Origin of the sequence: Phyllobacterium pellucidum (assembly GCF_013327855.1) — a bacterium.
Taxonomy (GTDB): Bacteria; Pseudomonadota; Alphaproteobacteria; order Rhizobiales; family Rhizobiaceae; genus Phyllobacterium; species Phyllobacterium pellucidum.
In genome coordinates this window covers 886,201-912,680 of sequence record NZ_JABUMX010000001.1, presented here as the reverse complement: position 1 = coordinate 912,680, position 26,480 = coordinate 886,201, and the positions used below count along the sequence as shown (strand labels likewise).

At 60.4% G+C, this 26,480-nt stretch carries 29 protein-coding genes; 16 read left to right on the top strand and 13 right to left on the bottom strand.

Features of this window, described 5'->3' with window-relative positions; genetic code table 11:
* Nucleotides 1-47: 47 nt before the first annotated feature.
* The 5 genes from HQ945_RS04455 to HQ945_RS04435 form a co-directional block, all read right to left on the bottom strand.
* Complete coding sequence (locus HQ945_RS04455) at nucleotides 48-986, bottom strand: phosphoribosylaminoimidazolesuccinocarboxamide synthase (protein ID WP_091919653.1); 939 nt, start codon at nucleotides 984-986, stop codon at nucleotides 48-50.
* Between the two features lie 88 nt (nucleotides 987-1,074).
* On the bottom strand, nucleotides 1,075-1,818 hold the full coding sequence (locus HQ945_RS04450; protein ID WP_091919651.1) for an SDR family oxidoreductase: 744 nt from the start codon (nucleotides 1,816-1,818) through the stop codon (nucleotides 1,075-1,077).
* Between the two features lie 12 nt (nucleotides 1,819-1,830).
* The gene (locus HQ945_RS04445; protein ID WP_091919649.1) at nucleotides 1,831-3,204 is read right to left on the bottom strand and encodes a glutamate--cysteine ligase; all 1,374 of its coding nucleotides are present in this window, start codon (nucleotides 3,202-3,204) and stop codon (nucleotides 1,831-1,833) included.
* Nucleotides 3,205-3,309: 105 nt separating this feature from the next.
* Nucleotides 3,310-4,044 (bottom strand): 16S rRNA (uracil(1498)-N(3))-methyltransferase, encoded by a 735-nt coding sequence (locus HQ945_RS04440; RefSeq protein WP_091919647.1) that lies wholly within the window; start codon nucleotides 4,042-4,044, stop codon nucleotides 3,310-3,312.
* Nucleotides 4,045-4,055: 11 nt separating this feature from the next.
* Nucleotides 4,056-4,490 (bottom strand): Lrp/AsnC family transcriptional regulator, encoded by a 435-nt coding sequence (locus HQ945_RS04435; RefSeq protein ID WP_036813310.1) that lies wholly within the window; start codon nucleotides 4,488-4,490, stop codon nucleotides 4,056-4,058.
* 135 nt (nucleotides 4,491-4,625) lie between these two features.
* Between HQ945_RS04435 and HQ945_RS04430 the strand changes: the two genes are divergently transcribed.
* The gene (locus HQ945_RS04430; protein WP_091919644.1) at nucleotides 4,626-5,537 is read left to right on the top strand and encodes a DMT family transporter; all 912 of its coding nucleotides are present in this window, start codon (nucleotides 4,626-4,628) and stop codon (nucleotides 5,535-5,537) included.
* Here HQ945_RS04430 and HQ945_RS04425 read toward each other — a convergent pair.
* Nucleotides 5,521-6,126 carry a hypothetical protein gene (locus HQ945_RS04425; RefSeq protein WP_027230232.1) on the bottom strand — a complete coding sequence of 202 codons (606 nt, stop codon included), beginning with the start codon at nucleotides 6,124-6,126 and terminating at the stop codon, nucleotides 5,521-5,523. The genes HQ945_RS04430 and HQ945_RS04425 overlap by 17 nt on opposite strands.
* Before the next feature lie 66 nt (nucleotides 6,127-6,192).
* Between HQ945_RS04425 and HQ945_RS04420 the strand changes: the two genes are divergently transcribed.
* Together HQ945_RS04420 and HQ945_RS04415 are read left to right on the top strand one after the other, a co-directional pair.
* Nucleotides 6,193-6,897, top strand: coding sequence for a type 1 glutamine amidotransferase (locus HQ945_RS04420; protein ID WP_113281860.1), 705 nt, complete (start codon nucleotides 6,193-6,195; stop codon nucleotides 6,895-6,897).
* A gap of 202 nt (nucleotides 6,898-7,099) precedes the next feature.
* Complete coding sequence (locus HQ945_RS04415) at nucleotides 7,100-7,240, top strand: hypothetical protein (protein WP_174207689.1); 141 nt, start codon at nucleotides 7,100-7,102, stop codon at nucleotides 7,238-7,240.
* Here HQ945_RS04415 and HQ945_RS04410 read toward each other — a convergent pair.
* Together HQ945_RS04410 and HQ945_RS04405 are read right to left on the bottom strand one after the other, a co-directional pair.
* Nucleotides 7,213-7,965, bottom strand: a complete 753-nt coding sequence (locus tag HQ945_RS04410; protein ID WP_113281859.1) for a metallophosphoesterase — start codon at nucleotides 7,963-7,965, stop codon at nucleotides 7,213-7,215. The genes HQ945_RS04415 and HQ945_RS04410 overlap by 28 nt on opposite strands.
* Nucleotides 7,962-8,744, bottom strand: a complete 783-nt coding sequence (locus HQ945_RS04405) for an FCD domain-containing protein (protein ID WP_174207688.1) — start codon at nucleotides 8,742-8,744, stop codon at nucleotides 7,962-7,964. Before HQ945_RS04405 ends, HQ945_RS04410 begins: the two co-directional genes overlap by 4 nt.
* Nucleotides 8,745-8,944: 200 nt before the next feature.
* Here HQ945_RS04405 and HQ945_RS04400 point away from each other — a divergent pair, with 200 nt between their 5' ends.
* A complete protein-coding gene (locus tag HQ945_RS04400; protein WP_027230228.1) occupies nucleotides 8,945-10,252 on the top strand; it encodes a DUF3422 family protein in 1,308 nt (435 codons plus the stop codon).
* On the opposite strand, the gene HQ945_RS04395 is transcribed toward HQ945_RS04400, so the two are convergent.
* The gene (locus HQ945_RS04395; RefSeq protein WP_228019156.1) at nucleotides 10,253-11,152 is read right to left on the bottom strand and encodes a LysR family transcriptional regulator; all 900 of its coding nucleotides are present in this window, start codon (nucleotides 11,150-11,152) and stop codon (nucleotides 10,253-10,255) included. It lies immediately after the preceding gene.
* Nucleotides 11,153-11,336: 184 nt separating this feature from the next.
* Between HQ945_RS04395 and HQ945_RS04390 the strand changes: the two genes are divergently transcribed.
* Genes HQ945_RS04390 through glcF form a run of 3 tightly spaced genes read left to right on the top strand, consistent with a single transcriptional unit; the run spans nucleotide 11,337 to nucleotide 15,379 of the window.
* Entirely contained in the window at nucleotides 11,337-12,833 is a 1,497-nt protein-coding gene (locus HQ945_RS04390; protein ID WP_113281857.1) for an FAD-linked oxidase C-terminal domain-containing protein, read from the top strand.
* A gap of 1 nt (nucleotide 12,834) precedes the next feature.
* Nucleotides 12,835-14,046 carry an FAD-binding protein gene (locus HQ945_RS22780; protein ID WP_113281856.1) on the top strand — a complete coding sequence of 404 codons (1,212 nt, stop codon included), beginning with the start codon at nucleotides 12,835-12,837 and terminating at the stop codon, nucleotides 14,044-14,046.
* 1 nt (nucleotide 14,047) lies between these two features.
* Nucleotides 14,048-15,379 (top strand): glycolate oxidase subunit GlcF, encoded by a 1,332-nt coding sequence (gene glcF, locus HQ945_RS04380; protein ID WP_113281855.1) that lies wholly within the window; start codon nucleotides 14,048-14,050, stop codon nucleotides 15,377-15,379.
* Between the two features lie 75 nt (nucleotides 15,380-15,454).
* On the opposite strand, the gene HQ945_RS04375 is transcribed toward glcF, so the two are convergent.
* On the bottom strand, nucleotides 15,455-16,249 hold the full coding sequence (locus HQ945_RS04375; protein ID WP_113281854.1) for a L,D-transpeptidase: 795 nt from the start codon (nucleotides 16,247-16,249) through the stop codon (nucleotides 15,455-15,457).
* A gap of 176 nt (nucleotides 16,250-16,425) precedes the next feature.
* On the opposite strand from HQ945_RS04375, the gene HQ945_RS04370 reads away from it, so the two are divergent.
* From HQ945_RS04370 to msrA, 6 genes are all read left to right on the top strand, one after another.
* Complete coding sequence (locus HQ945_RS04370) at nucleotides 16,426-17,082, top strand: DNA-3-methyladenine glycosylase I (protein WP_091919632.1); 657 nt, start codon at nucleotides 16,426-16,428, stop codon at nucleotides 17,080-17,082.
* A gap of 122 nt (nucleotides 17,083-17,204) precedes the next feature.
* The gene (gene hisS, locus HQ945_RS04365) at nucleotides 17,205-18,713 is read left to right on the top strand and encodes a histidine--tRNA ligase (protein WP_027230222.1); all 1,509 of its coding nucleotides are present in this window, start codon (nucleotides 17,205-17,207) and stop codon (nucleotides 18,711-18,713) included.
* Between the two features lie 220 nt (nucleotides 18,714-18,933).
* Nucleotides 18,934-20,064, top strand: a complete 1,131-nt coding sequence (locus HQ945_RS04360; RefSeq protein ID WP_027230221.1) for an ATP phosphoribosyltransferase regulatory subunit — start codon at nucleotides 18,934-18,936, stop codon at nucleotides 20,062-20,064.
* Nucleotides 20,061-20,759, top strand: coding sequence for an ATP phosphoribosyltransferase (hisG, locus tag HQ945_RS04355; protein ID WP_027230220.1), 699 nt, complete (start codon nucleotides 20,061-20,063; stop codon nucleotides 20,757-20,759). Before HQ945_RS04360 ends, hisG begins: the two co-directional genes overlap by 4 nt.
* Before the next feature lie 112 nt (nucleotides 20,760-20,871).
* Nucleotides 20,872-21,366 (top strand): peptide-methionine (R)-S-oxide reductase MsrB, encoded by a 495-nt coding sequence (gene msrB, locus HQ945_RS04350; RefSeq protein WP_027230219.1) that lies wholly within the window; start codon nucleotides 20,872-20,874, stop codon nucleotides 21,364-21,366.
* 20 nt (nucleotides 21,367-21,386) lie between these two features.
* Nucleotides 21,387-22,076, top strand: coding sequence for a peptide-methionine (S)-S-oxide reductase MsrA (gene msrA, locus HQ945_RS04345; protein WP_174207687.1), 690 nt, complete (start codon nucleotides 21,387-21,389; stop codon nucleotides 22,074-22,076).
* 57 nt (nucleotides 22,077-22,133) lie between these two features.
* On the opposite strand, the gene HQ945_RS04340 is transcribed toward msrA, so the two are convergent.
* The gene (locus tag HQ945_RS04340) at nucleotides 22,134-22,529 is read right to left on the bottom strand and encodes a DoxX family protein (protein ID WP_027230217.1); all 396 of its coding nucleotides are present in this window, start codon (nucleotides 22,527-22,529) and stop codon (nucleotides 22,134-22,136) included.
* 106 nt (nucleotides 22,530-22,635) lie between these two features.
* Nucleotides 22,636-24,024, bottom strand: a complete 1,389-nt coding sequence (gene fumC / locus HQ945_RS04335; protein ID WP_027230216.1) for a class II fumarate hydratase — start codon at nucleotides 24,022-24,024, stop codon at nucleotides 22,636-22,638.
* 188 nt (nucleotides 24,025-24,212) lie between these two features.
* Between fumC and HQ945_RS23080 the strand changes: the two genes are divergently transcribed.
* From HQ945_RS23080 to HQ945_RS04320, 3 genes are all read left to right on the top strand, one after another.
* Nucleotides 24,213-24,953, top strand: coding sequence for an AraC family transcriptional regulator (locus HQ945_RS23080; RefSeq protein ID WP_343051188.1), 741 nt, complete (start codon nucleotides 24,213-24,215; stop codon nucleotides 24,951-24,953).
* A gap of 71 nt (nucleotides 24,954-25,024) precedes the next feature.
* Complete coding sequence (locus tag HQ945_RS04325) at nucleotides 25,025-25,435, top strand: SRPBCC family protein (protein ID WP_174207685.1); 411 nt, start codon at nucleotides 25,025-25,027, stop codon at nucleotides 25,433-25,435.
* A gap of 5 nt (nucleotides 25,436-25,440) precedes the next feature.
* Nucleotides 25,441-25,794 (top strand): VOC family protein, encoded by a 354-nt coding sequence (locus HQ945_RS04320; protein WP_174207684.1) that lies wholly within the window; start codon nucleotides 25,441-25,443, stop codon nucleotides 25,792-25,794.
* Nucleotides 25,795-25,802: 8 nt separating this feature from the next.
* Here the strand turns inward: HQ945_RS04320 and HQ945_RS04315 are convergent, their stop codons facing one another.
* Complete coding sequence (locus tag HQ945_RS04315; RefSeq protein WP_174207683.1) at nucleotides 25,803-26,480, bottom strand: glutathione S-transferase family protein; 678 nt, start codon at nucleotides 26,478-26,480, stop codon at nucleotides 25,803-25,805.

Here is a 26,480-nt window from a genome sequence, read left to right as displayed (position 1 = left end):
AAGTATTTGGTGCGGGGTTCGATATTGGTGGAAGCCTTTCGATTATATCAAAAGAACCGCGCCAGATTATCGCGAATACGCTCGAGCGGATCGACATCGGCGCTACCGGGGTCGAAGGTCCTGTTGGTGATCGTTTCGTAAGCGTGGATGTAAACCTTGGTGGTCGCGTCGATCACGTCTTCCGGGATTTCCGGGATATCGTCCTTGTAAGGATCGCAGCGTTCGACCACCCAGTTGCGCACGAAATCCTTGTCGAAGCTCACGGGCCGCTTGCCTGGCGCATAGCTGTCGGCAAACCAATAGCGGCTGGAATCGGGTGTGTGGATTTCATCGGCGAGCAGAATATTGCCCGCTTCATCCATGCCGAATTCGTATTTGGTGTCGGCAAGGATCAGGCCCCGGCCGGCAGCGATTTCCTGGCCGCGGGCGAACAGCTTGAGCGCGTGGCTGGAGACGGTCTCCCACTGGTCTTGCGTGAGAAGCCCTTCAGAAAGGATCGCCTCGGCTGTCAGAGGCTCGTCGTGGCCGCCGTCGAACGCCTTTGATGTCGGTGTGATGATCGGCGCTGGAAGCTTCTCATTGTCCTGCATGCCGTCTGGCAAAGTGAAGCCGTACATTTCGCGCTTGCCGGCTTTGTAAAGCGTCAGGATCGACGTGCCGGTGGTGCCGGCGAGATAACCGCGCACCACGATTTCGACCGGCAGGATCGTCAGCTTGCGGCAGACGAGCACGTTCGGATCCGGATACTCGATTACATGATTGGGGCAGATATCGGCGGTCTGCTCGAACTGGTAGCGCGCAGTCTGCGTCAGCACCTGGCCCTTGAGAGGGATCGCCGCAAGAATGCGGTCGAAGGCGCTGATGCGGTCGGTGGCAATGATGATGCGCCGGCCATCGGCGAGGTCATAGTTCTCGCGCACCTTGCCGCGGTAATAGTTGGGCAATTCGGGAATATAGGCTTCCGCCAACGCTTTGAACTTTGCCATGGTGTCAGAAATTCCGCTGAAAAACGATATCGTCCCGCATAACACATATGCGGGAGGTGGCGAGTCAAAATTGTCGGGTAAAGAAGATTTACCGGCCGCCGGTGACGTCGAGAAGCGACCCTGTCACATAGGATGACGCGTCGCTCAAAAGCCAGACGATCGCCTCACCAACCTCATCCGCGGTGCCGGCGCGGCCGAGCGGCGCGGTCACGCCAAGGCGCTGGGCCCGGTCGGGCTGGCCGCCACTTGCGTGAATTTCTGTCTCGATCAGTCCCGGCCGGATGGCGTTGACGCGAATGCCTTCGGGGCCGACCTCCTTGGAAAGTCCGATGGTCAACGTATCCATTGCGCCCTTGGAACCGGCGTAATCGACATATTCATTGGGTCCGCCGATGCGGGCCGCAGCGGAGGAAAGCAGCACGATCGATCCGCCATTGCCGCCACGCGAGCGGGCAAGATGGCGCACCGCCTCGCGTGCGCAGAGATAGGCGCCAAGCACATTGACGTCGAAGATGCGGCGCATGCGTGCCGTGTCCATGTCCATCAGCTTGGAGGCCGGAGCAACGATCCCGGCATTGACGACCACTCCGTCGAGCGTGCCGAGTTCGCTTGCCTGTTCGAACATTGAAACAACATCGGCTTCGACCGAGACATCGCCCCGGATGGCCCTGGCTTTCCCGCCAGCATCTGCAATTGCCGCGACGACCTCGTCGGCGGCCGCTTTGTTACGCGCATAGTTGACCGCGACCGACCAGCCCATTCGCCCGGCAAGAATTGCGGTAGAGCGGCCGATGCCTCGGCTGCCGCCGGTGACGAGAATTGTCTTGGTCATGTCAGAGATCCCTCAGTAGGCATATTCCAGGAATGCGGGTTCCACCGAGCTGCCCCAGACCGAGTGATACTGGGAGAGCATCTGTTCGGCCGAGGTCGTTCCGCGCGCAACGACCTCTTCCAGCGAGGCGAGATAGTGCGTTTCGTCGAAACCTTCGCTGTTCAAACGGGCACGATTCTTGAGGCCGAGGCGTGAAATGGCAAGTGCGTCTGTTGCAATCTCACGCACTGCCCGGTTGCGGAGGGTAGCATTAAGCCCCTTTGCCGGAACCTCATCGCGTAGAGCCTGGACTTCCGGATAGGTCCAGTCTTTCGTCATCGCCTCGGCGGCGTTCAATGCCTCCGCATCATAGAGCAGGCCGACCCAGAAGGCGGGAAGGGCGCAAATGCGCCGCCACGGACCACCATCTGCGCCGCGCATTTCAAGAAAGCGCTTCAGGCGAACTTCCGGGAAAAGCGTCGAAAGGTGGTTCGCCCAATCCCCCATGTTGGGCGTGCCGTCCGGTATTTCGTGCTTGAGCGCGCCGTTCATGAACTGCCGGAACGTGACATGGGTGCAGTCGTGGTAGCGGCCATGGCGCATGACGAAATACATCGGAACGTCGAGCGCCCATTCGACATAGTCCGCAAAGCCGAAATTTTCGTTGAATATAAACGGCAAGACGCCGGAGCGGTTGTTGTCCGTGTCCCGCCAGATATTGGAACGCCAGGAAAGAAGCCCGTTTGGCTTTCCTTCGGTGAAAGGAGACATGGCGAAGAGGGCCGTCGCGATCGATTGCAGCTTCACGGATACCTGCATCTTGCGGCGCATATCGGTCTCGGAGGCGAAATCGAGGTTCACCTGGATCGTGCAGGTACGGTACATCATGTTGAGACCATCCTTGCCGACCTTCGGCATATAGTTGGTCATGATGTTGTAGCGCGACTTAGGCATGCGCGGCGTCTCGGCCAGTGTCCATTTCGGGCTGCCGCCAAGGCCGAGGAAGCGGATGCCGAGCGGTTCGGCGATTTCCCGAACCTGCGCGAGATGCGCATTGGACTCCCGGCATGTCTGGTGGATCGACAGCAGCGGTGCGCCGGAAAGCTCGAACTGCCCGCCGGGCTCGAGCGAAATCGCGCCCTGTCCGGTCGGCTCGACGAGCCCGATGATATTGCCTTCGTCGATGATCGGCTCCCAGCCGAGCTTCGATTGCATGCCTTCAAGAATCGCCCGAATACCGCGCGGTCCATCATAGGGGACCGGGCTGTTGTCTTCGGTGTAGAACGGAAACTTTTCGTGTTCCGTGCCGATGCGCCAGGCGGACTCCGGCTTTGATCCCGCGGCAAGATAGTCAGCCAGTTCTTCGGTGTTCGAGATCGGTGTTTCGTCTGTCGTGTCGCGCGCCATGGACGGTGCTTTCCGCTTGGATGGAGGTGGTTGCGCGTGATTGGCCGTTTTCAGGCAGGAGCGCAAGCGAATTTCTCTTATCGTCTTATCAAGAGAATTTGTATCTCACCAATCGCCGATTGTCGCCTGAATCAGGGCGAGGGCGGCCACCGCTGCGGTATCCGCCCTGAGGATGCGCGGGCCGAGCGGTATCGCGGTGACGAAGGGGCGTTTGTGCAGGGCCAGGCGCTCCTGTTCCGAGAAGCCGCCTTCCGGTCCGACGAGGACTCCAAGCGGTCCGCGGGGAAGGGATTGAAGCTGCGGCAAGGGGTTATGCGTCTCGTGCCCTTCGTCGCAAAAGATCAGGCGGCGTCCAGGCTCCCAGCCATCAAGCAACTTGTCGAGCTTCAACGGCTCACGCGTCTTAGGGATCGCCAGCACGCCGCATTGTTCTCCCGCCTCGATGGCGTTCGCCTCGATACGATCAATACCGATGCGGGCAACCTGCGTATGTTGGGTGATGACCGGTTGCAGGATACCCGCACCCATCTCCACGGCCTTTTGCACGAGATAGTCCAGCCGTCCCTGTTTCAGTGGCGCGAAGCAGTAGACAAGATCAGGCGTGGCCGGCTGGTCGCGCGTCCTTTCGAGCGGTTCAAACGCGAGTTTTTTCTTCGTTTCGAACCGAAGGGCGACGCGCCATTCACCGTCCCGGCCGTTAAAGGCCAAAATCTCGTCGCCATCCTTCATGCGAAGCACATTGGCAAGGTAATTGACCGCATCGGGCGTCGCATCGACGCGTGCAGCCTGGGCGAGATCACCGGCGACGTAGAGTCTCTGCATCTTGTAGTTGGCGCGCATGCTGAACCTGATCAGGAAAGAGGTGGCAAGCGACGCTTCACAGGCGACGACTTGACGATCGAGGTGTTGGTTTCAGCTTTTTCCGCGATCCGGTCAAGAATGGAATCAAGCTGCTCCATACTGCGAAACTGCAGCTTACCGATGAAGCAATCATCCCCGGTGACCTTGTCGCATTCTGTGATTTCGGGCGTTTCCTGGAGCAGGCGCTCGACGATATGCAGCATGCCGGGCAGGGGGCGAATGCGAACGATCGCCGTCAATCCATAGCCGAGCGCCACGGGATCGATGTCAACCGTGAACGAGCGAATGATCTTCTTTTCCTCGAGCCGGCGCAGCCGCTCGGAAACGCTTGGCGAGGACAGGCCGACTTTCTGACTGAGTTCCTTCAGCGAGATGCGTGCATCATCGATGAGGATGTCTAGGATTGTTCGGTCAAGTTCGTCCATGACAATGTACCTGTAAGGTATTTCCCGCGAATAACCTGCATTAAAAAGGCGAAGTCGGCTGGTGGCCTTTCTCAAAACATAGCAAATCATGCCGCATCCGCCTAGTCTTTGTCTCGCAGCATAAGGAGCAACGACATGGAAAAGGATATCGTCAGAGGCAGCGTCGAGATGACCGCCGCCATGATCATTTCGGGAACGATTGGCTGGTTCGTCTTGATGTCCGGCCAACCGGTATTCTCGGTCGTGTTCTGGCGGTGCGCCATCGGTGCCCTGACGCTGCTCGCCGTTTGCGCGGGTCTTGGCCTGTTCCGGCGAGACATCATTTCTCCCAAGCTCTTCGGGCTCGCCGTAGTGGGCGGCATGGCGATCGTCGCCAACTGGGTGCTTCTGTTTGCAGCTTATCCGCGCGCCTCCATCGCCATCGCCACGACTGTCTATAATGTCCAGCCTTTCATGCTCGTTGGCCTCGGCGCCTTGATCTTCAAGGAAAAGCTCACCGCCACCAAGCTATTCTGGCTGCTTGTCGCTTTCGCCGGAATGCTCCTGATCGTCCAGGCCAAGCCCGGCGCCGCCTATAGCGGCTCGGACTATATGACCGGGATCGGTCTCGCGCTTGGTGCTGCGTTTCTTTATGCGATCGCGGCTATCGTCGCCAAGCGGCTAAAGGGAACCCCGCCACACCTGATCGCCCTGATTCAAGTGTGCGTCGGCATCGTCATGCTTGCCCCGCTCGCCGATTTCAGCGCCTTGCCGCAAGGTGCCGGGCAATGGGCGAGCATCGTCACGATCGGCGTCGTTCACACCGGCCTCATGTACATCCTGCTCTATAGCGCGATCCAGAAATTGCCGACTCACATCACCGGGTCACTTTCGTTCATCTATCCGGTCGCTGCGATTCTCGTCGACTACCTCGCATTCGGCCATGCGCTGCAGCCAAGTCAATTGGTGGGGTCCGCCGCGATCCTGATCGCCGCTGCCGGAACAAGCCTGGGCTGGAGTTTCGGCAGGCGCGCGCCTGGGGGCGTGAACCTCAGAAGCCGTGCATGAGCGGCCGGTAGCCTGCGCGCAGCGCCCGCACTGTGGAGGGCGGCGTCAGCAGCATGGCGTCGCCATCCGGCCTCGCGCCCTCGTAGCCCTGCCACGACCAGCGATACGTGTTCCCGTTTCTTACGATAAAGGCGTTGTCGCCGCGGGTGATCATCGCGCCATCGGGAAGATCGCGGACGTGGCCCTTGATCGCGTGCAACGCCTTGCCGCTCTCATGATCAAGCCGCTCCCCGTGCAGGACGCGATCCATCTCCGGCGCTTTCATGGGGCGCCCATTGCCTTCCGCCCAGGCTGCCTGAAAGGCGAGTGCGCGTTGACGCTGGCAATAGAAACATGGCCGGTGCCCTGCGGAAAGCGCAGTTGCCTCATCGAGGAAGAACAGTTCCGTCCAGCTTTGCCGCGCCATGACGGGGCGGCGCACGTTCTTGAACTTGCAGACGCAAATGATCCAGGCGTCATTGGTCCAGCGCTTCCTCAACAGCGTCCGCGTGGCCGGATCGTGGATGATGCCGCGATTGCCCATCATCGTGCCGCGATAGGGTGCCGCGACAATCTCGCCAAAAGGTGTCACTCGGTTCTGCAGGGTCATTTGACGGCTTTCGACTCGTTCGGGGCCATGCTATCCGACAATCCACTTGGGTTTAGGGCAGGCATCATGCGCGTTCTCGTCGTTCAGAATTATCAGGATACAGGGCTTGGGCAAGTGGGTCGGGCGCTGGCCGAGGCGGGGGCTGCTATCGATATGCGCCAGGCCTATCTCGGCGAGGCTCTACCGGCCGATGCCTCGGGCCACGATGCGCTGGTGGTACTTGGAGGCGATCAGAACGCGCTTGCCGACGCCACGCATCCGTACCTTCCGGAGCTGGCGCAATTGACGAAGCGCTTTGGCGACGCAGACAAGGCTGTGCTCGGCATTTGCCTTGGCAGCCAGTTGGTCGCGCGCGGCTATGGTGCTGACAATATCCTCGGTCGCACGCCGGAATTCGGCTGGCACGAAGTCACTCGCAACGAGGCGAGCGAAGCCGATCCGGTGCTGGCATCAGTACCTTTTCGTTTTCCGATCTTTCACTGGCACAGCGACACGTTCACGCTTCCTGAAAATGCCATCCGCCTCGCGTCGAGCGATGTGACCGCCAACCAGGCATTTCGCATCGGGCGCGCGGTCTACGGCATTCAGTTTCATTTCGAGGCGGATACAGCTCTGGTCGAGGAGTGGCGGCGGGTCTTCCACGACCAGATCGCGTCCAATTATCCGGGATGGCTCGACAATTACGACAGCTATGTTGCCCGCGATGGCGCGGCGGCGGATGCCGCCGGGCTGGCGCTGGCCCGCGCCTGGGTCGCTCTGATCCAACGTTAAATTGGGCTTCTTCCTCCCTCGCAAGTAGCACGCGCCACACGTATTCGTTGCAACTCTGCAACAGGTAAATCCAGAATCGGATAGGGACTGGCGATTCCTTTGGAACGTGTCTTCGATTCACTAGTTGGTAAGCAAACTGTCCTGTAGTGCCCCCACGGCTAACCGGCATCAAGCCGCGCCCTAAACGATGGAAACGCCTAAAATGACCACCAAGAGTGCTGCACTTTTGACTGCCGTAATGCTCTCAGCCATTCTGTTCATGGGCGTAGGTCTTTTCTCGGTGGATGCCGGCGGGCGTGTCGTCTCCAGCGATGGTTACGGTGTAAGCACGTCGTCGCGCTGAGCCACCTCCAGCAACAGCTTCCTGTCCTCTTCGATCATCAAGCCGCTGAGCCGGCCACTGGCAAAGGCGCCGGTATCGAGGTTCACGCGGTTTGACCGGACGTCCGCGTCGTCAACCGGCGTGTGGCCGTGCACGATGACCTTTGGATGAAGCGTTGCATTGTTGAGGAATTCGCCGCGTATCCAGATAAGGTCATCCGGGTTCTGCAGGTCGAGTGGGACGCCGGGCCGGATGCCGGCATGGCAGAAGTAAAAATCGCCGAAGGCGACCGAACGCTTGAGCCCGCGCAGGAATTGCTTGTGCGCAGGGGGTATGGCGCGAACCAGTTCTTTCCACCCCGCAAGCACCGAGACCGCATCGTCGAAATCGATATCGACACCGTAAGAAAGAGCGGTCTGCCGTCCGCCATTATGGGCGAAAACGCCGAACGCATCGCCGGTCGAAAGAAAGTCCAGCAGTCCGATATCGTGATTGCCGGCAAGTGCCAGCATATTGCGCGACTGCAGCGTCTCGCGCTCCAGCAGATCAAGCACCTCTCGCGATTGCGGCCCGCGATCGACATAGTCGCCGAGGTGGATGACGAGCCAGTCGTGCGGCGGCTGTTTGGCGTTTTCCCTTGCGATCAGCCGGTGCATCCCCTGCAGCAGATCGAAACGGCCATGGACGTCGCCAATGGCATAGATGCGCAGTCCTGCTGGCCCGCGCGCCTGGTCAAACCCGATCATCCGCGTTCCGACTCGCGCTGGTTGCGGCGCAGGCGCGATACGTTCTGCCAGGCGCTGCTGCGCGCTGCTTCGCTCTGCGCCTGCTCGATGAAGTCGATATGTTGCCCGACTGCCGCGCGCGCCGCAGTGGGATTTGAATTGATGATGGCCGCGAATATCGCCTTGTGCTGGTCCAGCAGTTTTTCGCGCGCCCCGGGGAAACCGTAAATCACCGTACGATTATAGAAGACATCGTCGGCGAGCAGGCGGTAACAGGATCGCAGCGTGTGCAGCAGGATAATATTGTGCGCGCATTCGCCGATAGCATTGTGCAGTTCGACGTCGAGTTCGGCTTCGCGCTTGAAATCATTGGCCTTATAGGCCTCCTCCATCGCGGTCATGATGCGATGTAGCATGAGCCTGTCATCCTCCGTCGCGCGCCGTGCGGCGTATTCGGCAGCGACGCTCTCGATTTCGCGCCGGTATTCGAGATAGTCGGCGGCGGCCTTGCGGTGGCTGGATATGAGATCCATCATGGGCTTGGAAAACACCTCGCCAATGACATCGGCGACGAAAGTTCCGCCGCCATGCCGCGTCACAAGCAGGCCCTTAGTCTCCAGGAGTTTCAATGCATTGCGCAGGATCGGTCGCGAGACGTCAAACTGTACGGAAAGGTCGCGCTCGCCGGGGAGACGATCACCGACGCGCAGAACGCCTTCGAGGATAAGCGTTTCGATCTGGCCGACAATATCATCGGCCGTGCGGGAGGACTGGATACGCGCGAAGATGGGGCTGCTCATGGATAGCGGGTCCGCAAGAAAGATATCGATCCGCAGCCTAGCGGCAAAAATCGAAACTGGTCAAATCAATGATCCAGTTGCAAGGCAGTGCGGGGTCTTATTTGCCGCAGCCACGACAAAATAGAATCTGTTGAAAGCCGGACCCAATCCGTTCACGATCCTGTGACAGCCGATCAAGCCCAAGACCGGTCAGGGGATATATGGCCAAGAGACTAAAATCAGTCGCGACAGCTGCCGAGCTTGCGTCCGTTGTCGGCGGCGTTCTCGGTTTTCCCGCGCATGCGGAACGCGCCGTGGCGCTCGGCGAGGTGCATGCGCGGCCCTATCCGCTTGTCGATACGCCCCGCCTCCTGATCCAGCTCGCCTTCATGACCGAAGGCGGCTCGACGGTCGATCATGCGGTTCTGGCCGAACTCAGCCGCAGCATCGGCATCGCGCCGCCTGCGCGCGATGCCCGCCACCACGTCATGCCGTGGGGCAATGGTACCTTGCGCTGGGAACGCCATACCGAGTTTTCGACCTATCTCTGGGAAGGTCCTATGCCGCGCAGCGGCGCGGGGGCGCAGCATCCTTTCGGCCATGGTTTCAACCCGCCCGGCACCGTCATCGATGGCGTGCGGCTGGAGATCGTCAAGAAGGACGCAAATGCGCTGGCGATGATCAGCGAGTTCGATCCCGCAAGCCTTTGCTACAGTGATGTCGAAGGTGGTCTCGCCTCGATCGTCACGGATTTTCGCCAGGACCGCGACGGCCTGACGCGCATTCTCATCCTCGACAATGGGCTGTCCCCAGCGCGTGCCGGCGCGCTGTCGCAGCGTGTCATCGAGATCGAGACTTACCGGACGCTGGCGATGCTCGGCCTCCCGCTGGCGCATTCGCTGTCGCCGCGCATCCGCCGGATCGAGGATCGTCTTGCCGGCCTCACCAATGAGATGCGCGATGCAACCTCCGACAGCCACAAATTGCTCGACGAATTGACCTCGCTTGCGGCCGAACTCGAAGCGGACGCGGCTTCGAGCCTCTACCGCTTCGGTGCCAGCCGCGCCTATAACGGCATCGTCCTTGAACGCCTTGCGGCGTTGCAGGAGGAACCGGTCACCGGCTATGAAACCTGGGGCGCCTTCATTCAGCGCCGCATGGCGCCGGCGATGCGCACGTGCCGCTCGGTCAGCGAACGGCAGGAGAGCCTCTCCGAGAAGCTTTCGCGCGCGGCGACATTGCTGCGGACTTCGGTCGATGTGGAGCTCGAACGCCAGAACCGCGATCTCCTGACCTCGATGAACCATCGCGCGCAACTGCAGTTGCGGTTGCAGCGAACGGTCGAGGGGCTGTCGGTCGCGGCGATCTCCTACTATGTCGTCGGCCTGTTCTATTACCTGGCCAAGGGTGCGGAAACTTACATTCCCGACCTGCATTCGACAGTCCTTACCGCCATATTCGTGCCGGTTGCGATCATCGCCATGTGGTTTGTCGTAAAGTCGATCCGCAAATCGCATGCCGACGATTGATCAGTGCCTGTCCCATGGCGGCACCGGTCCATAGAGCGCCGCAAGATAGTCGATGAACAGGCGCACTTTCGCCGGCAGGAATTGCCGCGACGGATATACCGCGTAGATGGCGACGTTACGCGAGGCGGCATAGTCGCTAAGAACGCGCACAAGTTGTCCCGTCGCCAGTTCGGGACCGATATCCCAGGTGGAACGCAGGGCGATGCCGAGTCCGCCGAGCACTGCCTCGCGCACCACTTCACTCGAATTTGTCAGGAGCGGCCCGGAGGGACGCCAGACCACAGCGCCGTAAGGGCCGACCAGACGCCACGGGTCGCCATTATGCGCGGCAAGGCAGATATGATTTTCGAGATCGGAGAAGGATTTCGGCGTGCCGTGCTCGGCCACGTAGCGAGGGGAGGCGACCAGAAAGCGCTCGACCGGCGCAAGCTTGCGCGCAACGAGGCTCGAATCGGAAAGTTCCGCAATTCGGACCGCAAGGTCGTAGCCTTCGCCGACGATATCGACGAACTCATCGGCAAGGACGAGGTTGACGGCAAGGTCGGGATTGGCGCGCATGAAGGGTTCGAGGTGCGGCGCGATATGCATGCGCCCGAACGTCGTCGGCACGGCGACCTTCAGCATCCCGTGCGCCTGTTCGGAACGGCGCGACACGAAGGCCTCGGCCTCCTCGACCCCGGCGAGGATTGCGAGCACGCGCTCGTAATAGCCTTGCCCGGTTTCGGTGAGCGCGATCTGGCGCGTCGTACGCTGCAGAAGCCGCGTGCCGAGCCGTTCTTCCAGCCGCCGCAGCCGCTTGGATACGACCGCTGGTGAAAGGCCAAGCTCGCGGCCCGCTGCCGACATGCTGCCGGCGGCAACCACGCGGGCAAACACTTCCATATCGTTGAATTCACTCATGCGCGCACTCTCACTGGCGCAAATCAAACGTCAAGTCCCCAAGCCTTGAAATTCATCGCAGGCGAGATCGCCGCACGGCCTGTTCTCTCCGATCGAGAAAGGTTCTAAACTATTTACATTCGTGCCGGGCAAGAGGTAAAGATAGTTTACCAGTAGCGCTAGCGCTGTTGGCAAGGGAGAGGCAATGACCGGACTGACAATGCCGAAAAGTGATGAAGCGACGCTTGGCCGCCGGGCCGAGATCGTTACGGCATTGCGCGCGATTGTTCCGGGCGAGGGCGTCGTCGACGTCACCAACGAAATGCGCGCTTTCGAGTCCGACGCATTGACTGCCTATCGGCAGTTGCCGCTCGTGGTGGTTCTACCGCAAACCGTTGCCCAGGTTTCCCGCGTCCTCAAATATTGCCACGAGAACAATGTGAAGGTCGTGCCGCGTGGCTCTGGAACCTCGCTTTCCGGCGGTGCGCTGCCGCTTGAGGACGCCGTGCTCCTCGTCATGTCACGCTTCAATCGCATCCTCGAAATCGATTTTCCGAACCGCGTTGCCGTCGTCCAGCCCGGCGTGACGAACCTCGGCATAACGAAGGCGGTCGAGCACGAGGGCTTCTACTATGCCCCTGATCCATCGTCGCAGATTGCCTGCTCGATCGGCGGCAACGTCGCTGAAAACTCCGGCGGCGTACACTGCCTGAAATACGGGCTGACGGCCAATAATGTCCTTGGCATCGAGATGGTCCTCATCAATGGCGACATCATTCGCCTCGGGGGCAAGCATCTCGATAGCGATGGCTATGATCTGCTTGGGCTGATGACCGGCTCGGAAGGGCTGCTGGGGGTCGTCACCGAAGTGACCGTCCGCATTCTCCAGAAGCCGACAACGGCACGTGCCCTGATGGTTGGCTTTCCGACCAGCGAGGAAGCCGGTCAGTGCGTGGCCGATGTCATTGCCGCCGGTATCATCCCGGGCGGCATGGAGATGATGGACAGGCCGGCCATCCATGCCGCCGAGGACTTCGTCCATGCCGGCTATCCGCTCGATGTAGAGGCCCTCCTTATCGTTGAACTCGACGGTCCCGTGGTCGAGGTCGATCACCTCATCGCCATGGTCGAGGCGATTGCGCGCAAGAATGGCGCAACGACTTGCGTCGTCTCGCAGAGCGAAGAAGAACGAATGATATTCTGGGCAGGACGCAAGGCGGCATTTCCCGCCGTAGGCCGTATCTCGCCGGACTACCTTTGCATGGACGGTACCATACCGCGCAAGGAATTGCCGAAGGTGCTGGCCGGCATGCGGGAACTCTCGGAGAAGTATGGATTGCGCGTTGCGAATGTCTTTCACGCCGGCGACGGCAACCTGCATCCGCTTATCCTCTATGACGCGAACATACCGGAGCAACTGCACAAGGCGGAAAGTTTCGGTGCCGACATATTGCGGCTCTGCGTCAAGGTGGGCGGGGTGCTGACCGGTGAACACGGCGTCGGTGTCGAGAAGCGCGATCTGATGCCGGAAATGTTCAACGACACCGATCTCAACCAGCAGATCCGCGTCAAGTGCGCCTTCGACGACAAGCATCTGCTCAATCCCGGCAAGGTCTTCCCGCAACTGCACCGCTGCGCTGAACTCGGGCGCATGCACGTGCACCAGGGTAAGATGCCGTTTCCCGACATTCCGAGATTCTAGCGTGAGCATTTTCCAGCCTAAATCCGAGGATGAGATCGTCGAAGCGGTGCAATGGGCCCTTGGCGCCAACGCGCCGGTGGAAGTCGTCGGCCAGGGCTCCAAGCGCGGGCTCGGCCGGCCGTTGCAGACCGAGCATACGATCGCATTGTCGGATTATGCCGGCGTCACGCTCTACGAGCCGCATGAACTGGTCTTGAGCGCCAAGGCAGGCACGCCAGTTGCCGAACTCGAGGCGCTGCTTGCGGCAAGCCGGCAGGCGTTTCAGTTCGAGCCGATGGATTACGGACCGCTTCTGGGACAGCCTGCGGGGCAGGGGACGCTTGGGGGTTTGCTTGCTACCAATCTTTGCGGACCGCGCCGCCTCAAGGCCGGATCGGCGCGCGACCACGTGCTCGGCGTGCGGGTCGTCTCCGGCCGGGGTGAATTGTTCAAATCCGGCGGACGCGTCGTCAAGAACGTGACCGGTTACGACCTGTCGAAAGGCATGGCCAATTCCTGGGGCACGCTCGGAATCGCCACCGAGATCACCTTCAAGGTGCTCCCGGCGCCCGAGACCGAATCGACGCTCGTCATACGCGGTCTTGCCGATGACGAGGCGGCGCGCGCCATGGCAATCGCCACGGGGTCGAGTGGCGAGGTGGCATCTGCCGCCCATCTTCCGGGCAACGTTGCGGCAAGGGTCATCGATGGCGCGCTCGGCGGCGAGGCTTCGACCCTGCTGCGGCTCGAAGGGTTTGCGCCTTCGGTTGCCGACCGCATGACCATGCTGAAGAACCTCCTGGCCTCGGCAGGCGAGATGGCGGACGTCTCCGGCGACCAGTCGCGCCGGCTCTGGCAGGAAATCCGCGACGTCATCCCTTTCGCCGACGGTACGGAGCAGCTGGTTTGGCGTGTTTCCATGGTGCCGATGGAGGCCTGCAAGCTCGTCGCCTCCCTGCGCATGGGAGCGGCAGTCGATGCCTATTACGATTGGCAGGGCGGCCTCGTCTGGTTGCGCATGGAGGGCGAGCCGGAAGCGGACGCCGTAAGGGCGCTCTTGCGCAAATATGGCGGCGGGCATGCAACCTTGGTACGGGGGCCCGCAAGTGTTCGGGCGGCCGTCCCCGTGTTCGAGCCGCAGGCCGCCCCGCTGGCGGCGCTTTCGAAGCGCCTCAAACAGCAATTCGATCCGAGCGGCATTCTTAATCCCGGCCGCATGGTTGCAGGAGTGTAGCGTGCAGACAAATTTCAGCCCCGAGCAGCTTCTCGATCCGGGTGTCGCCGAGTCTGAAAAGATCCTGCGCAAATGCGTGCATTGCGGCTTCTGCACGGCCACTTGTCCGACCTACGTGACGCTCGGCAACGAACTCGATAGCCCGCGCGGCCGCATCTATCTCATCAAGGATATGCTGGAAAACGGCCGTCCGGCCGACGAGCAGATCGTCAAACATATCGACCGCTGCCTTTCGTGCCTTTCGTGCATGACGACCTGCCCATCGGGGGTCAACTACATGCATCTCGTCGACAATGCGCGCGCCCACATCGAGAAGACCTACAAGCGTCCGCTTATGAACCGGATGACCCGCGGCGTGCTTGCCTTCGTCCTGCCCTATCCCGGGCGGTTTCGCCTGGCGCTCAACCTCGCAAGGTTTGGGCGGCCGTTAGCTGGACTGTTCGGCTCGCTGACGGCAACGAAGCCACTGGCGGCGATGCTCGAACTTGCGCCGAATTCCGTCCCGGCAACATCGTCCTCGGCCGTACCCGGGGTGCACAAGCCAAACGGCGAAAGAACGGGTAGGGTAGCGCTTCTCAGCGGCTGTGCGCAGCCTGTCCTGAAGCCGGGTATCAATGAAGCGACGATCCGGCTTCTCAATCGCCTCGGCGTCGAGGTGGTCCTGCCAAAAGGCGAGGGCTGCTGCGGCTCGCTGGTCCACCATATGGGCCGCGAAGAGGAAGCGCTCGCGGATGCGCGCCGCAACGTCGATGCGTGGACACGCGAACTTGAGACAGGCGGTCTCGATGCGATCATCATCACCGCCTCGGGTTGCGGCACGACGATCAAGGATTATGGCTACATGCTGCGGCTCGACCCGGCTTACAAGGACAAGGCGGCGCGCATCTCGTCGCTTGCGAAGGACGTCACCGAATATCTTGCCACGCTCGACATGCCGGCGTCGCAACAGGCGTCCGGCCTGACCGTCGCCTATCATTCCGCCTGCTCGATGCAGCACGGCCAGAAGATCACGCGCCAGCCCAAAGACTTGCTGAAGGCGGCAGGTTTCATCGTCAAGGACCCGGCCGAGGGCCATTTGTGCTGCGGTTCGGCCGGCACCTACAACATCATGCAGCCGGAAATCGCCCGCACGCTGCGGGATCGCAAGGTCAAGAATATCGAGGCGACCGGCGCCAGCATCGTCGCCACCGGCAATATAGGCTGCATCACCCAGATCGCCGGCGGATCAAGATTGCCGATCGTCCACACGGTCGAACTGCTCGACTGGGCCTATGGCGGCCCGAAGCCCGAGGGGCTTCCCGCGCCGAGAAACATCCTGCAGGCGGCCGAATGAAAAAGGGCAGCGGCTTTCTCGGGAAAGCCGCTGCCCGTTCCCGGCACCGCCCCCGGTGCCGGCCCCCACTAACCCTTATCGGACGATGACTTTCGTGCCGACATTGACCCGTGCATAGAGCTCGGTGACATCCTCGTTGCGCATGCGTATGCAGCCGCTCGACACCGCGTGGCCGATGGTCCACGGCGCGTTGGTGCCATGGATACGGTAGAGCGTGGAACCGAGATAGAGCGCACGGGCGCCAAGCGGATTGGCGATGCCGCCTTCCATGTGCGCCGGAATATAGTGGCCCTTTTCGGCCTCCCGATCGATCATGTCCTGCGGCGGGTACCAGTCAGGCCACATGGCCTTGCGCGTTATATTGTTCGTTCCCGACCATGCGAAGCCTTCCTTGCCGACGCCCACGCCGTAGCGTCGCGCCTTGCCGCCGGCTTCAACGAGATAAAGAAAACGCTCCGACGTATCGATAACGATCGTGCCCGGCTGTTCAGCGCCATCATAAGCGACGCTTTGCGGCAGGAACTGCGGATCCATGGCCTGCTTCTTGGGCTGGTCTTCGCCAAGCGGGACATTCGGGCGCTGGAACGAGACCTCCCGCGCGGCAGGATTGGAAAGATCGCGATTGCGGCGCGGCCTCGTAACGCGCTCCGGGCGCTCGCTGAAGACGACATAGCCACGCGGATTCACCGGCCGGCCGACCGGGTTTACTGCCTCGCCGACTGGACGCTTGCGCAGTTGCGTCACCCATGGGGCGGAAAGATCGGGGCTCATGACGACAGGAGGCTTGGTCGCATAGCGTTCGCTCGCCATTGCGGACGGGATCGCCGCTGAGAGAACCGCTGATGCCAAAACCAATAATGCCGACTTCATTGAATTACTCTGGAACTCTACTGACAGGATTTGTCAGGTTTCGGATTGAGTTTGCCGATTGGCAGGTAGAAAAAAGTGAATCAGAATCAATAAAACATAAAATGCCGCGAAAACCGTGGGTTATAGTTACCGGCGGGTTTGCAAGCACGGTTAACAATAGGAAAGGGACAGGCGCGATGCAAGACGAAACTCCCCCGAAAACCGGACTTATCACGGATGATGCGGGCGAGACGCGCTGTTTTTGGCCGGGAACGCTGCCTGAATATGTCCACTACCACGACCACGAATGGGGACGTCCGGTGACAGACGACACCCGGCTCTTCGAAAAGATCTGCCTCGAAGGCTTCCAGTCCGGGCTCTCCTGGCTGACGATCCTGCGCAAGCGCGAGAATTTCCGCAAGGCGTTTGACGGTTTTGACTATCACAGGATTGCAGGCTACGGCGAAAAAGAGGTGGACCGCCTGCTCGCCGATGCCGGCATCATCCGCCATCGCGGCAAGATCAACTCGGCGATCAACAATGCCGGGCGCGCCATCGAACTCGTCAAGGAAACCGGCTCGCTCGCGGCCTATTTCTGGCAGTTTGAACCGCCGGCGGACGAGCGGCCGAAGGTGGTCGACTACCCGACCTTGATCGCCAACCCAACCTCGCCGACATCGGTTCGTCTTTCCAAGGATTTGAAAAAGCGCGGCTGGAGCTTCGTCGGCCCGACGACCATGTATGCGCATATGCAAGCAATGGGTCTCGTCAACGATCACATCGAGGGCTGCAAGTGCCGCCAGGAGATCGAGAAGCTGCGTTCGAACTTCAAGCGGCCGGCCTTGGCTTCATAGCGTCGAGACCCGCGCCATCAATCCTTGCCCTGAACACCTCTATGCGTTAGAGCAAACCGGCTTGGGCTCGGGACCGTCCTGAACTCGCGAAAAGCTTCATTTCAGGGTATCGGAACAGCATCATGACGACGAAGGCAGACAGGGTAAAAGCGCGGCTGCCGCGCGGTTTTGTGGACCGCGCGCCTGACGATTTGCGCGCTGCCGACAAGATGATGGCCGAGATCCGCAAGGTATACGAGCTTTATGGTTTCGAGCCTGTCGAGACCCCGCTTGTCGAATATACGGATGCGCTCGGAAAGTTCCTGCCCGACCAGGACCGCCCGAATGAGGGCGTGTTCTCATTCCAGGACGATGACGAACAATGGTTGTCGCTGCGTTACGATCTCACAGCGCCGCTCGCGCGTTTCGTTGCCGAGAATTTTGAAAGCATCCCCAAACCCTACCGCAGCTACCGCGCCGGCTGGGTGTTTCGCAACGAGAAGCCCGGCCCCGGCCGCTTCCGCCAGTTCATGCAATTCGATGCCGATACGGTCGGCGCGCCATCGGTCTCGGCCGATGCCGAAATGTGCATGATGATGGCCGATGTCATGGAGGCGCTCGGCGTTCCGCGCGGCGACTACATGATCCGCGTCAATAACCGCAAGGTGCTCGACGGCGTTCTCGACGCCATCGGCCTTGCTGGAGATGACAATGCGGGACGGCGCCTGAACGTGCTGCGCGCCATCGACAAGCTCGACAAGTTCGGGCCGGATGGCGTGCGTGAATTGCTCGGCAAGGGACGCCTTGATGAAAGCGGCGACTTCACCAAGGGGGCCGGCCTCGACGAGGCGGCGATCACCAAGGTGCTCGATTTCACCTCAGCCGGCGGCGCAACCGGCGGCGAAACCATCGCCAATCTCGAACGCGTCATCAGCGGCAACGACAAGGGCGTCGAGGGCGTCGCCGAACTTGCCACGATCGAGGCGCTATGCTCGGCGGCCGGCTACGAGGGCCGGGTCAAGATCGACCCCTCCGTCGTGCGCGGCCTCGAATATTATACGGGTCCCGTCTTCGAAGCCGAACTGACCTTCGACGTTACTAATGAAAAGGGCGAGAAAGTCGTCTTCGGTTCGGTCGGGGGCGGCGGCCGTTATGATGGTCTGGTTTCACGCTTCCGCGGCGAGCCTGTACCGGCGACCGGCATTTCCATCGGCGTCTCTCGCCTGATGACGGCATTGAAGAACCTCGGCAAGCTCGACGTCTCCGACAATATCGGACCGGTCGTCGTCCTCGTCATGGACCGGGATACGACAAGCCTCGGACGCTACCAGAAGATGGTGTCGGACCTTCGACAGGCCGGCATCCGGGCGGAGATGTATCTCGGCGGATCGGGCATGAAGCCGCAGATGAAATATGCCGACCGCCGCGGTGCGCCCTGTGTCATCATCCAGGGTTCGCAGGAGCGCGACAATGGTGAAGTGCAGATCAAGGATCTCATCGAGGGCGCACGGCTGTCGGCCGAGATCGAAGACAATGTAACCTGGCGCGAAAGCCGCCCGGCGCAGATCACCGCGAAGGAAGGCGATCTCGTGATCGAAGTGCGCAAGATTCTCGAGGCGCAGGCCGAAGATCGCGCCAAGGGTCTGAAGTAAAGCTGACGCACATGCTGCCATTTGTCATTTCACCCCCCTCTGGGCTGCCGCCCATCTCCCCCACCAGGGGGGAGACCAGCATTCCTGCACGTCTCGACGAAACGCAGGTCGTTGGCGCTGAATGCGACGCTGATGCCGTTTCGATCTCCCCCCTTGTGGGGGAGATGTCCGGCAGGACAGAGGGGGACGAGTGCTGCCATTCGCGAGGAATGCGCCAAGCATGACCGCATCCCGCGCCCCTGCCTTTTCTGCCGATCTCGCGGCGCTGATTGCCGGACGCGATGCCGAGCTCGTGGACATACCGGTCATCCAGCCCGCCGACCAGTTTCTCGACATGGCGGGCGAAGATCTGCGCCGGCGTATTTTTCTCACCGAGAATGAAAACGGCCAAAGTCTCTGCCTGCGTCCCGAATTCACCATTCCGGTCTGCCGCAACCATATCGAACGCAATGCCGCGACGCCCAAGCGCTACGCTTATCTCGGCGAAGTCTTCCGCCAGCGCCGCGAAGGCGGCAATGAGTTTTTCCAGGCCGGCATCGAGGATCTCGGCGACGCGAACCGCGCCCGTGCCGATGCCCGGTCACTTGCCGATGCGATTGCATCGATCAGGCTGGCCGCGCCCCAGGCCCAACTTGAAACGCTCCTGGGTGACCAGGCCATTTTCGAAGCTGTGCTCGCCTCCCTCGGCTTGCCGCGCGGCTGGCAGAAGAAACTGGCGCGCGCTTTCGGCAATCATGCCCAGTTGAAAGGCTTGCTTGCCGATCTCGGCTCGGACCGCCAAAAGGGAACGCTGCCGGATCGGCTGGCCGCACTTGTCGAAAAAGGTGACGAAACAGCGCTTGCCGCCGAACTCGAAAAGGACATGCAGGCCGCCGGCATCTCACCGGCATCCGGGCGGGCACCGGTGGAAATCGCCCGGCGTCTCATCGAAAAGGCGAGCCTTGCCTCGGTTCGCCTGCCGGTGCGCACCATTGCGGCGCTTGAGGAGTTTCTCGCTATCCGCGTGCCTCTCGCAGAAGCCGCCGGCTATCTTCTCAGCTTTGCCCGCGCCAATGAGTTCGACCTCGGCCTCGCACTGGAACAGTTCGAGGCACGCGCCGTATCGGTTAAAGAGGCAGGGATCGGCAACGAAACGATCATCTACGATGCGGCCTTCGGACGCCCGATCGACTATTACACCGGGCTTGTCTATGAGACGCGCGCGATTGATCGGCCTGACCTTGGCGCAATTGTCGGCGGCGGCCGCTATGACCGGCTGCTGACGATGCTCGGCGCGGTCGGTTCCATTCCCGGTGTCGGCTTTTCCGTTTGGCTGGACCGGCTTGAAGAGATCGCGGGAGATGCACAATGACCGTCACTCTCGCGCTTCCCTCGAAAGGCCGTCTCAAGGAACAGGCGCTGGAGGTGCTGGAAAATGCCGGCCTCAGCGTCATCCTGCCCAAGGATCAGCGCAGCTACCGGGCCAAGGTCAAGGGCAACAGTGACATTGACATTCTGTTTCTTTCGGCCTCCGAGATCGCACGCGAGCTCGGCTATGGCAGCGTCGATCTTGGTGTCACGGGTGAAGACCTGATCCGCGAAACGCTTGCCTCCGCCGACGAACGCGTTCGCGTCGAAGCGCGGCTCGGATTTGGCCATGCGGATGTCGCCGTTGCCGTCCCGGAGGTTTGGTACGACGTATCGACGATGGCGGACCTCGATGATGTCGCTGCGGATTTCCGCCAGAGGCATGGCCGACGCCTGCGCATCGCCACGAAATACTGGCGGCTGACCCAGCAGTTCTTTTCGCAGATGCACGGCATCCAGGTCTATCGGATCGTCGAGAGCCTCGGCGCTACCGAGGGCGCGCCTGCTTCCGGCGCTGCCGACATCATCGTCGATATTAGCTCGACTGGATCGACGCTACGCGCCAACCATCTGAAAATCCTCGATAACGGGGTCATTCTGAAATCGGAGGCCTGCCTGGTCTCGTGCCGGCAAACGGCTGAAACCGGGGCCGTTGCGGAGCTTTCACAGCGTATTGCGGCGGCACAAGCAAAGCACTGATCCATCAACTCTACGTGATGGACGGGTTGCACTGTAACCTTTCGGTCGACCCTTACGTATTTCCCTGCAGAATACCGGGCATCCTCGGTATCTTTATGCTGGGAGTTTTCTCATGATGACACGTCGAACGCTTTTTGGCGGTGCGCTTGCAGGGCTCGGCGCCCTCGTCGCGGCAAGGTTCGCAAATGCGCCCAAGGCCGTGGCAGCAGGCACATTCGAAGTCGAGCACAGCGACGCCGAATGGAAGAAGTTGCTGACGCCGGAGCAATATTACGTCTTGCGCCAGGAAGGCACGGAACGTCCGTTCACAAGCCCGCTCAATCACGAAAAGCGCAAGGGCACCTTCACCTGCGCCGGCTGCGACCTAGCTCTCTTCGCCTCCGACACCAAATTCGACAGCGGCACGGGCTGGCCAAGCTTCTGGACAGCGATGAAGGGCGCTGTCAACGAGACCAAGGACAGTTCGTTCGGCATGACGCGTACGGCCGTGGAGTGTCACCGTTGCGGCGGCCACCTCGGCCACGTCTTCGATGATGGCCCAAAGCCGACAGGGCTGCGCTATTGCATGAATGGGGTCGCACTCAACTTCAAACCGGTTGCTGCTTGAACGCGCAAAGGGATAAGACCATGAAACCATATCATTTTATGCTTGCTGCGGGCCTGTTGCTGTCACCCGGCTGCGCGCTTGCCGGTGAAGACGTCACCATGGTGCCGCCCCCGGCTGTCGACCAGACGGCATCGGCGAAGTCCGAATCCATTGTGCTTGCCGGTGGTTGCTTCTGGGGCGTGCAGGGGGTCTACCAGCACTTGAAAGGCGTAACGAGCGCCGTTTCCGGCTATGCCGGCGGCAAGAAGGAAACCGCCAGCTATCAAATCGTGAGCGGCGGCGATACCGGCCATGCCGAGTCGGTGGAAGTCACGTTCGACCCGAAGGTGGTCAGTCTCGGCAAGGTTCTGCAGGTCTATTTCTCCGTCGCGCATGACCCGACGCAATTGAACCGGCAGGGCCCGGATTCAGGGACCCAGTACCGCTCGGCGATCTTCACGACCAGCCCCGATCAGGAGAAGATAGCGAAGGCCTATGTCAGCCAGCTCGATAAGGCGAAGGCCTATCCGAAGCCGATCGTCACCAAGATTTCTGCGTTGGAAAAGTTCTATCCGGCCGAAGCCTATCACCAGGACTATGCGACGCTGCACCCTTCGCAGCCTTATATCGCGTATAATGACCTGCCGAAGATCGCGAACCTCGGCAAATACTTCCCCGGCGACTACCGGGAAAAACCGGTGCTCGTCGGCGAGGCGAAGCCGTCGAACTGATCGTCAAACAAGAAAAAGGCCGCTCGAAGCGGCCTTTTTAATCGATGCTGTATTTGATCAGCCGCGTTTTGCGTCGATCGACAGGGCGCCTGCGCCGCATGCAGCAAGCACGAAGAAGCCGCCGGCTACGCCGAGATTCTTCTGGAAGAACATCCACTGCACCATGCCGGCGTCGCCCGTCCAGTTCAGGTGGGCCGCAGCAGTTGCCGCGAGCGTGAAAATGCCAAGCGCCAGAGCAGCAATCCGCGTCTGGAAGCCAACGAGTACGGCAAGGCCGCCTAGAAGCTCAAGCAGCCCGACGAGCACCGCCACGATGGTCGGCGCCGGAAATCCGAGGCTGCCGAAATATCCGGCGGTGCCACCGATGGCAGTGAGCTTTCCATAGCCAGCCAGGATGAACATGAATGATAGCAGTATGCGACCTATAAGAATGAGTGCGCTGTTGTTCGCCATAGAAAGTCTCCAGGGTTTGTCGTGACAGGCCAATAGCTAGATTCGATTGTCAAACAAAGCCACTATTTTCTCGACAGATTGTTCACAATAGAATGATTTTCCGGGGTTACTCCGGCGATATCATTCGTTCGGGACGCACGAGGCGATCATAGTCCTCGGCCGAGACGCCGCTGGCGAGTGCTTCTTCGCGCAACGTCGTTCCGTTCTTGTGGGCTGTCTTTGCGATCTTGGCTGCATTGTCATAACCAATGGCAGGGGCAAGCGCCGTAACCAGCATGAGCGAACGATCGAGCAGATCCTTGATCCGAACCTCGTCGGCCTCGATGCCGTCCACGCAATTATCTGCGAAGGATACCATGGCGTCGGAGAGAATGCGGATCGACTGGAGCACGTTGAGCGCCACTACGGGCTTGTAGACGTTGAGCTCAAAATGGCCCTGGCTGGCTGCGATGGTAACCGAGGTATTGTTGCCGAACACTTGCGTCGCAACCATGGTCAGGGCTTCGGCCTGGGTCGGATTGACCTTGCCCGGCATGATCGATGAACCCGGTTCATTTTCCGGAAGCTTCAGTTCGCCGAGGCCCGAACGTGGGCCCGAGCCGAGGAAGCGAATGTCGTTGGCCATCTTGAAGAGATCGGTCGCCAGGGAATTGAGGCTGCCGTGGAAGTTCGTAAGAGCGCCATGGCTCGCCAGTGCTTCGAACTTGTTCGGTGCCGTCTTGAACGGCAGGCCGGTAATGTCCGATACGGCCTCGGCGAAAGCCGTATCAAATCCCACCGGGGCGTTCAGTCCCGTTCCGACCGCGGTACCGCCCTGGGCAAGAAGGAAAATATCGGCAAGGCTCTGCTCGATGCGCTTGCGCGCATACTCGAGTGCGGCGCGATAACCGGAGAACTCCTGCCCGAGGGTGACAGGTGTCGCATCCTGCGTGTGGGTGCGTCCGATCTTGATGATGTCGGCGAAGGCCTTTTCCTTCTTGAGTACCGCCTCCGTCAAGTGGGTGAGCGCCGGAAACAGCCGATGCGTGGCTTCAATTGCGGTCGCGATATGAATTGCCGTCGGGAAAGTATCGTTCGACGACTGGCTCATATTGACGTGGTCGTTCGGATGGACCGGCTTCTTCGATCCCATTGTGCCGCCGAGCATTTCGATGGCGCGGTTGGAAATGACCTCATTAGCATTCATGTTCGACTGCGTGCCCGAGCCGGTCTGCCAAACGACGAGCGGGAAATGATCGTCGAGCTTGCCTTCGATGACTTCCTCTGCGGCAACGGTGATCGCGCGGCCGATGACTTCATCGATCTTCCCGAGAGAGAGATTGGTTTCGGCGGCTGCGCGCTTGACGATACCGAGCGCCCGCACCAGCGGAATGGGCATTCTTTCGCCACCGATCTTGAAATTGTGCAGCGAACGTTCCGTCTGCGCGCCCCAATACCTGTCGGCTGCAACGTCGATTGGGCCAAAAGTATCTGTTTCCGTACGGGTAGAACTCATCGTGTCATTTTCCTGGTGGGAGTTGGCAAGAGCACTACTGCGAAGCTCCCCGAGAGGCAAGGTTTGGCGATGGAATGTTGGTCTGGATTTCGCCCGGCTTTCGGATAAAATCGATTAAGCGCTTATGATCAATCAACATTGGCGATGCGGCGGCGTGAGACAGGCAGGCAACGAATCCATCCCCGCGCATTCAGCCGGGCTACCGCGAGTTTTCGCCGACGGCGGCGTTGCGGCCGCATTTCCTCTGCGCGTGGAACCACGAGGGTATCGGCGAATTGGCGGCGCCCGTGGCGGTCTTTCCCGACGGTTGCGTCGACATATTGTGGTCGGAAGGCAGACTGACGATTGCAGGTCCCGACACGGCCCCACATATCGTCGATGGTTCCCTGGCCAATATTGTCGGCATCCGCTTTGCGCCAGGCGCTGCAAGCAAATGGCTTGGCATTCCAATGTCCGAACTCGTCAATCAGCGTGTCGACTTGTCCGAACTTTGGGGCGCGCGCGCCGAGGCTCTCGCCGAAAAACTTGTCGTAGCGAAAACCATCGGGGACGCGACGGAACGGCTCCAGTCTGCCTTGTCGGACATCGCTCCATCAATTGCATCGCCCGACAGGGCCATGATTGCCGCCTTCGACACGCTCAAGCGCTCGAAAGATATTGTGGCGATTGCCGAATTGGCGACAATGCTTAACGTGAGCGAGCGCACCTTGCGCCGGCATTTCCTGCACAATTTCGGATACGGGCCAAAGAAGCTGGAGCGCATCCTGCGTTTCCAGAAATTCCTGAAGCTCGGCCGACGCGATCCGGGAAGCGGCATTGGTGCTCTGGCGTTCGATGCTAACTATGCCGATCAGGCACATTTGAGCCGCGAGGCAAAATCCCTGTCAGGTCTTTCGCCCTCGGCGCTCCTGCAGCATCTCGCGGCATAAGTGGCCGTTTTGTTCAAGACAGAAAGTCGTTAGGCGCATAAGCTTGCCGTACGCGATGTGGGAGGACAACCATGGCTACACATGAAGCAAGGACCCTTCAGATTTCAATCGGACGCAATTGGCAGGAGGTTTATGACTACGTCAGCGTTGCGGAAAATCTGCCGCAATGGGCCTCCGGCCTGACATCGGCCTTGCAGAAATCCGGTGATGAATGGCTGGCCGATGGGCCGGCGGGCAAACTTCGATTGCGCTTTGCGCCGAAGAACGAAGTCGGGGTTCTCGATCATTGGGTGGTTATGGAGACCGGGGACGAGGTCTATATCCCCATGCGGGTGGTGCCCAACGGCGACGAGAGCGAACTCATATTTACGCTTTTTCGCGTGCCGGGCATGGATGACGAAAAATTCAACGCAGATGCGGCCTGGGTCAAGCGTGATCTTCAAGCGCTGAAGGACCTGCTCGAAGCGCAACTTATAGGATGAGGACGATGGCAAGTTCAGGCAAAGACAAATGTATCGACTATGTCGAATTCAATGTCACCGATATTGGCGCGGCGCGCAGCTTCTATGGCGACGCGTTCGGATGGACATTCACGGACTATGGTCCGAGCTATTGCGAGTTTTCCGACGGCCATCTCAAGGGCGGCTTCACCACTGAAGGCAAACCGCGCCCCGGCGGCGCGCTGATCATCCTTTTCGCCGATGATCTTCAAGGCACACTCAAACAGGTCGAACAGGCTGGTGGCAAGATCACCAAGCCGGTATTTACCTTTCCCGGAGGCCGACGCTTTCACTTCGCCGACCCGGACGGATATGAGCTTGCCGTCTGGTCGGATAAATAGCCGACCGTTCAGCGCGCCAGCGTCAGCATGTACGCTTCATATTTTTGCAGGAAGGCGTGCAGCAGCTGCGAATATTCCGGCGTTACCGCCTCGCGAACGCTTGGACGCGCTGCGAGGGCTGCGCGCCATGCCCGCACCTTCGGGTAGTCGGTGAAAATGCCGAGTTCCACGATCGCGTCGAATGTATCGAAGTAGCGGAAAATCGGGGCGTAAACCGCATCGACGAGGCTGAAGCCAGCACCCGCAAAGAAGGGACCGTCGCCAAGAACTTCTTCGACGCGGCCGAACTTTTCAGTGATCGCATTGCGCTTCTCTTCGAAAACCGCAGCATCCTTCGTTGTCTCCAGCGCCCAGAGGTCGGAAAGGATCGATGAACCAAATTCCATCCAGCCGCGGTGGCGTGCCCGCGTCAGCGCGTCGTCGGGATGAAGTTTCGGCCCCGGCTGCGATTCGTCGATATATTCAGCAATGACAGAACTCTCGAAGAGAATCGCCTCGCCGCCATCCGCCTGGGGGACGCGCAGGAGCGGCACCTTGCCGAGCGGCGATATCTTCAGGAACCAATCGGGTTTCGCTGCAAGGTCGATATAGATCTTTTCAAAGGGCACGCCCTTTTCAGCGAGCGCGATTGCAGCACGCTGGACATACGGGCACAGCAGATGGCTGATCAGAACGAGCGACGCCAT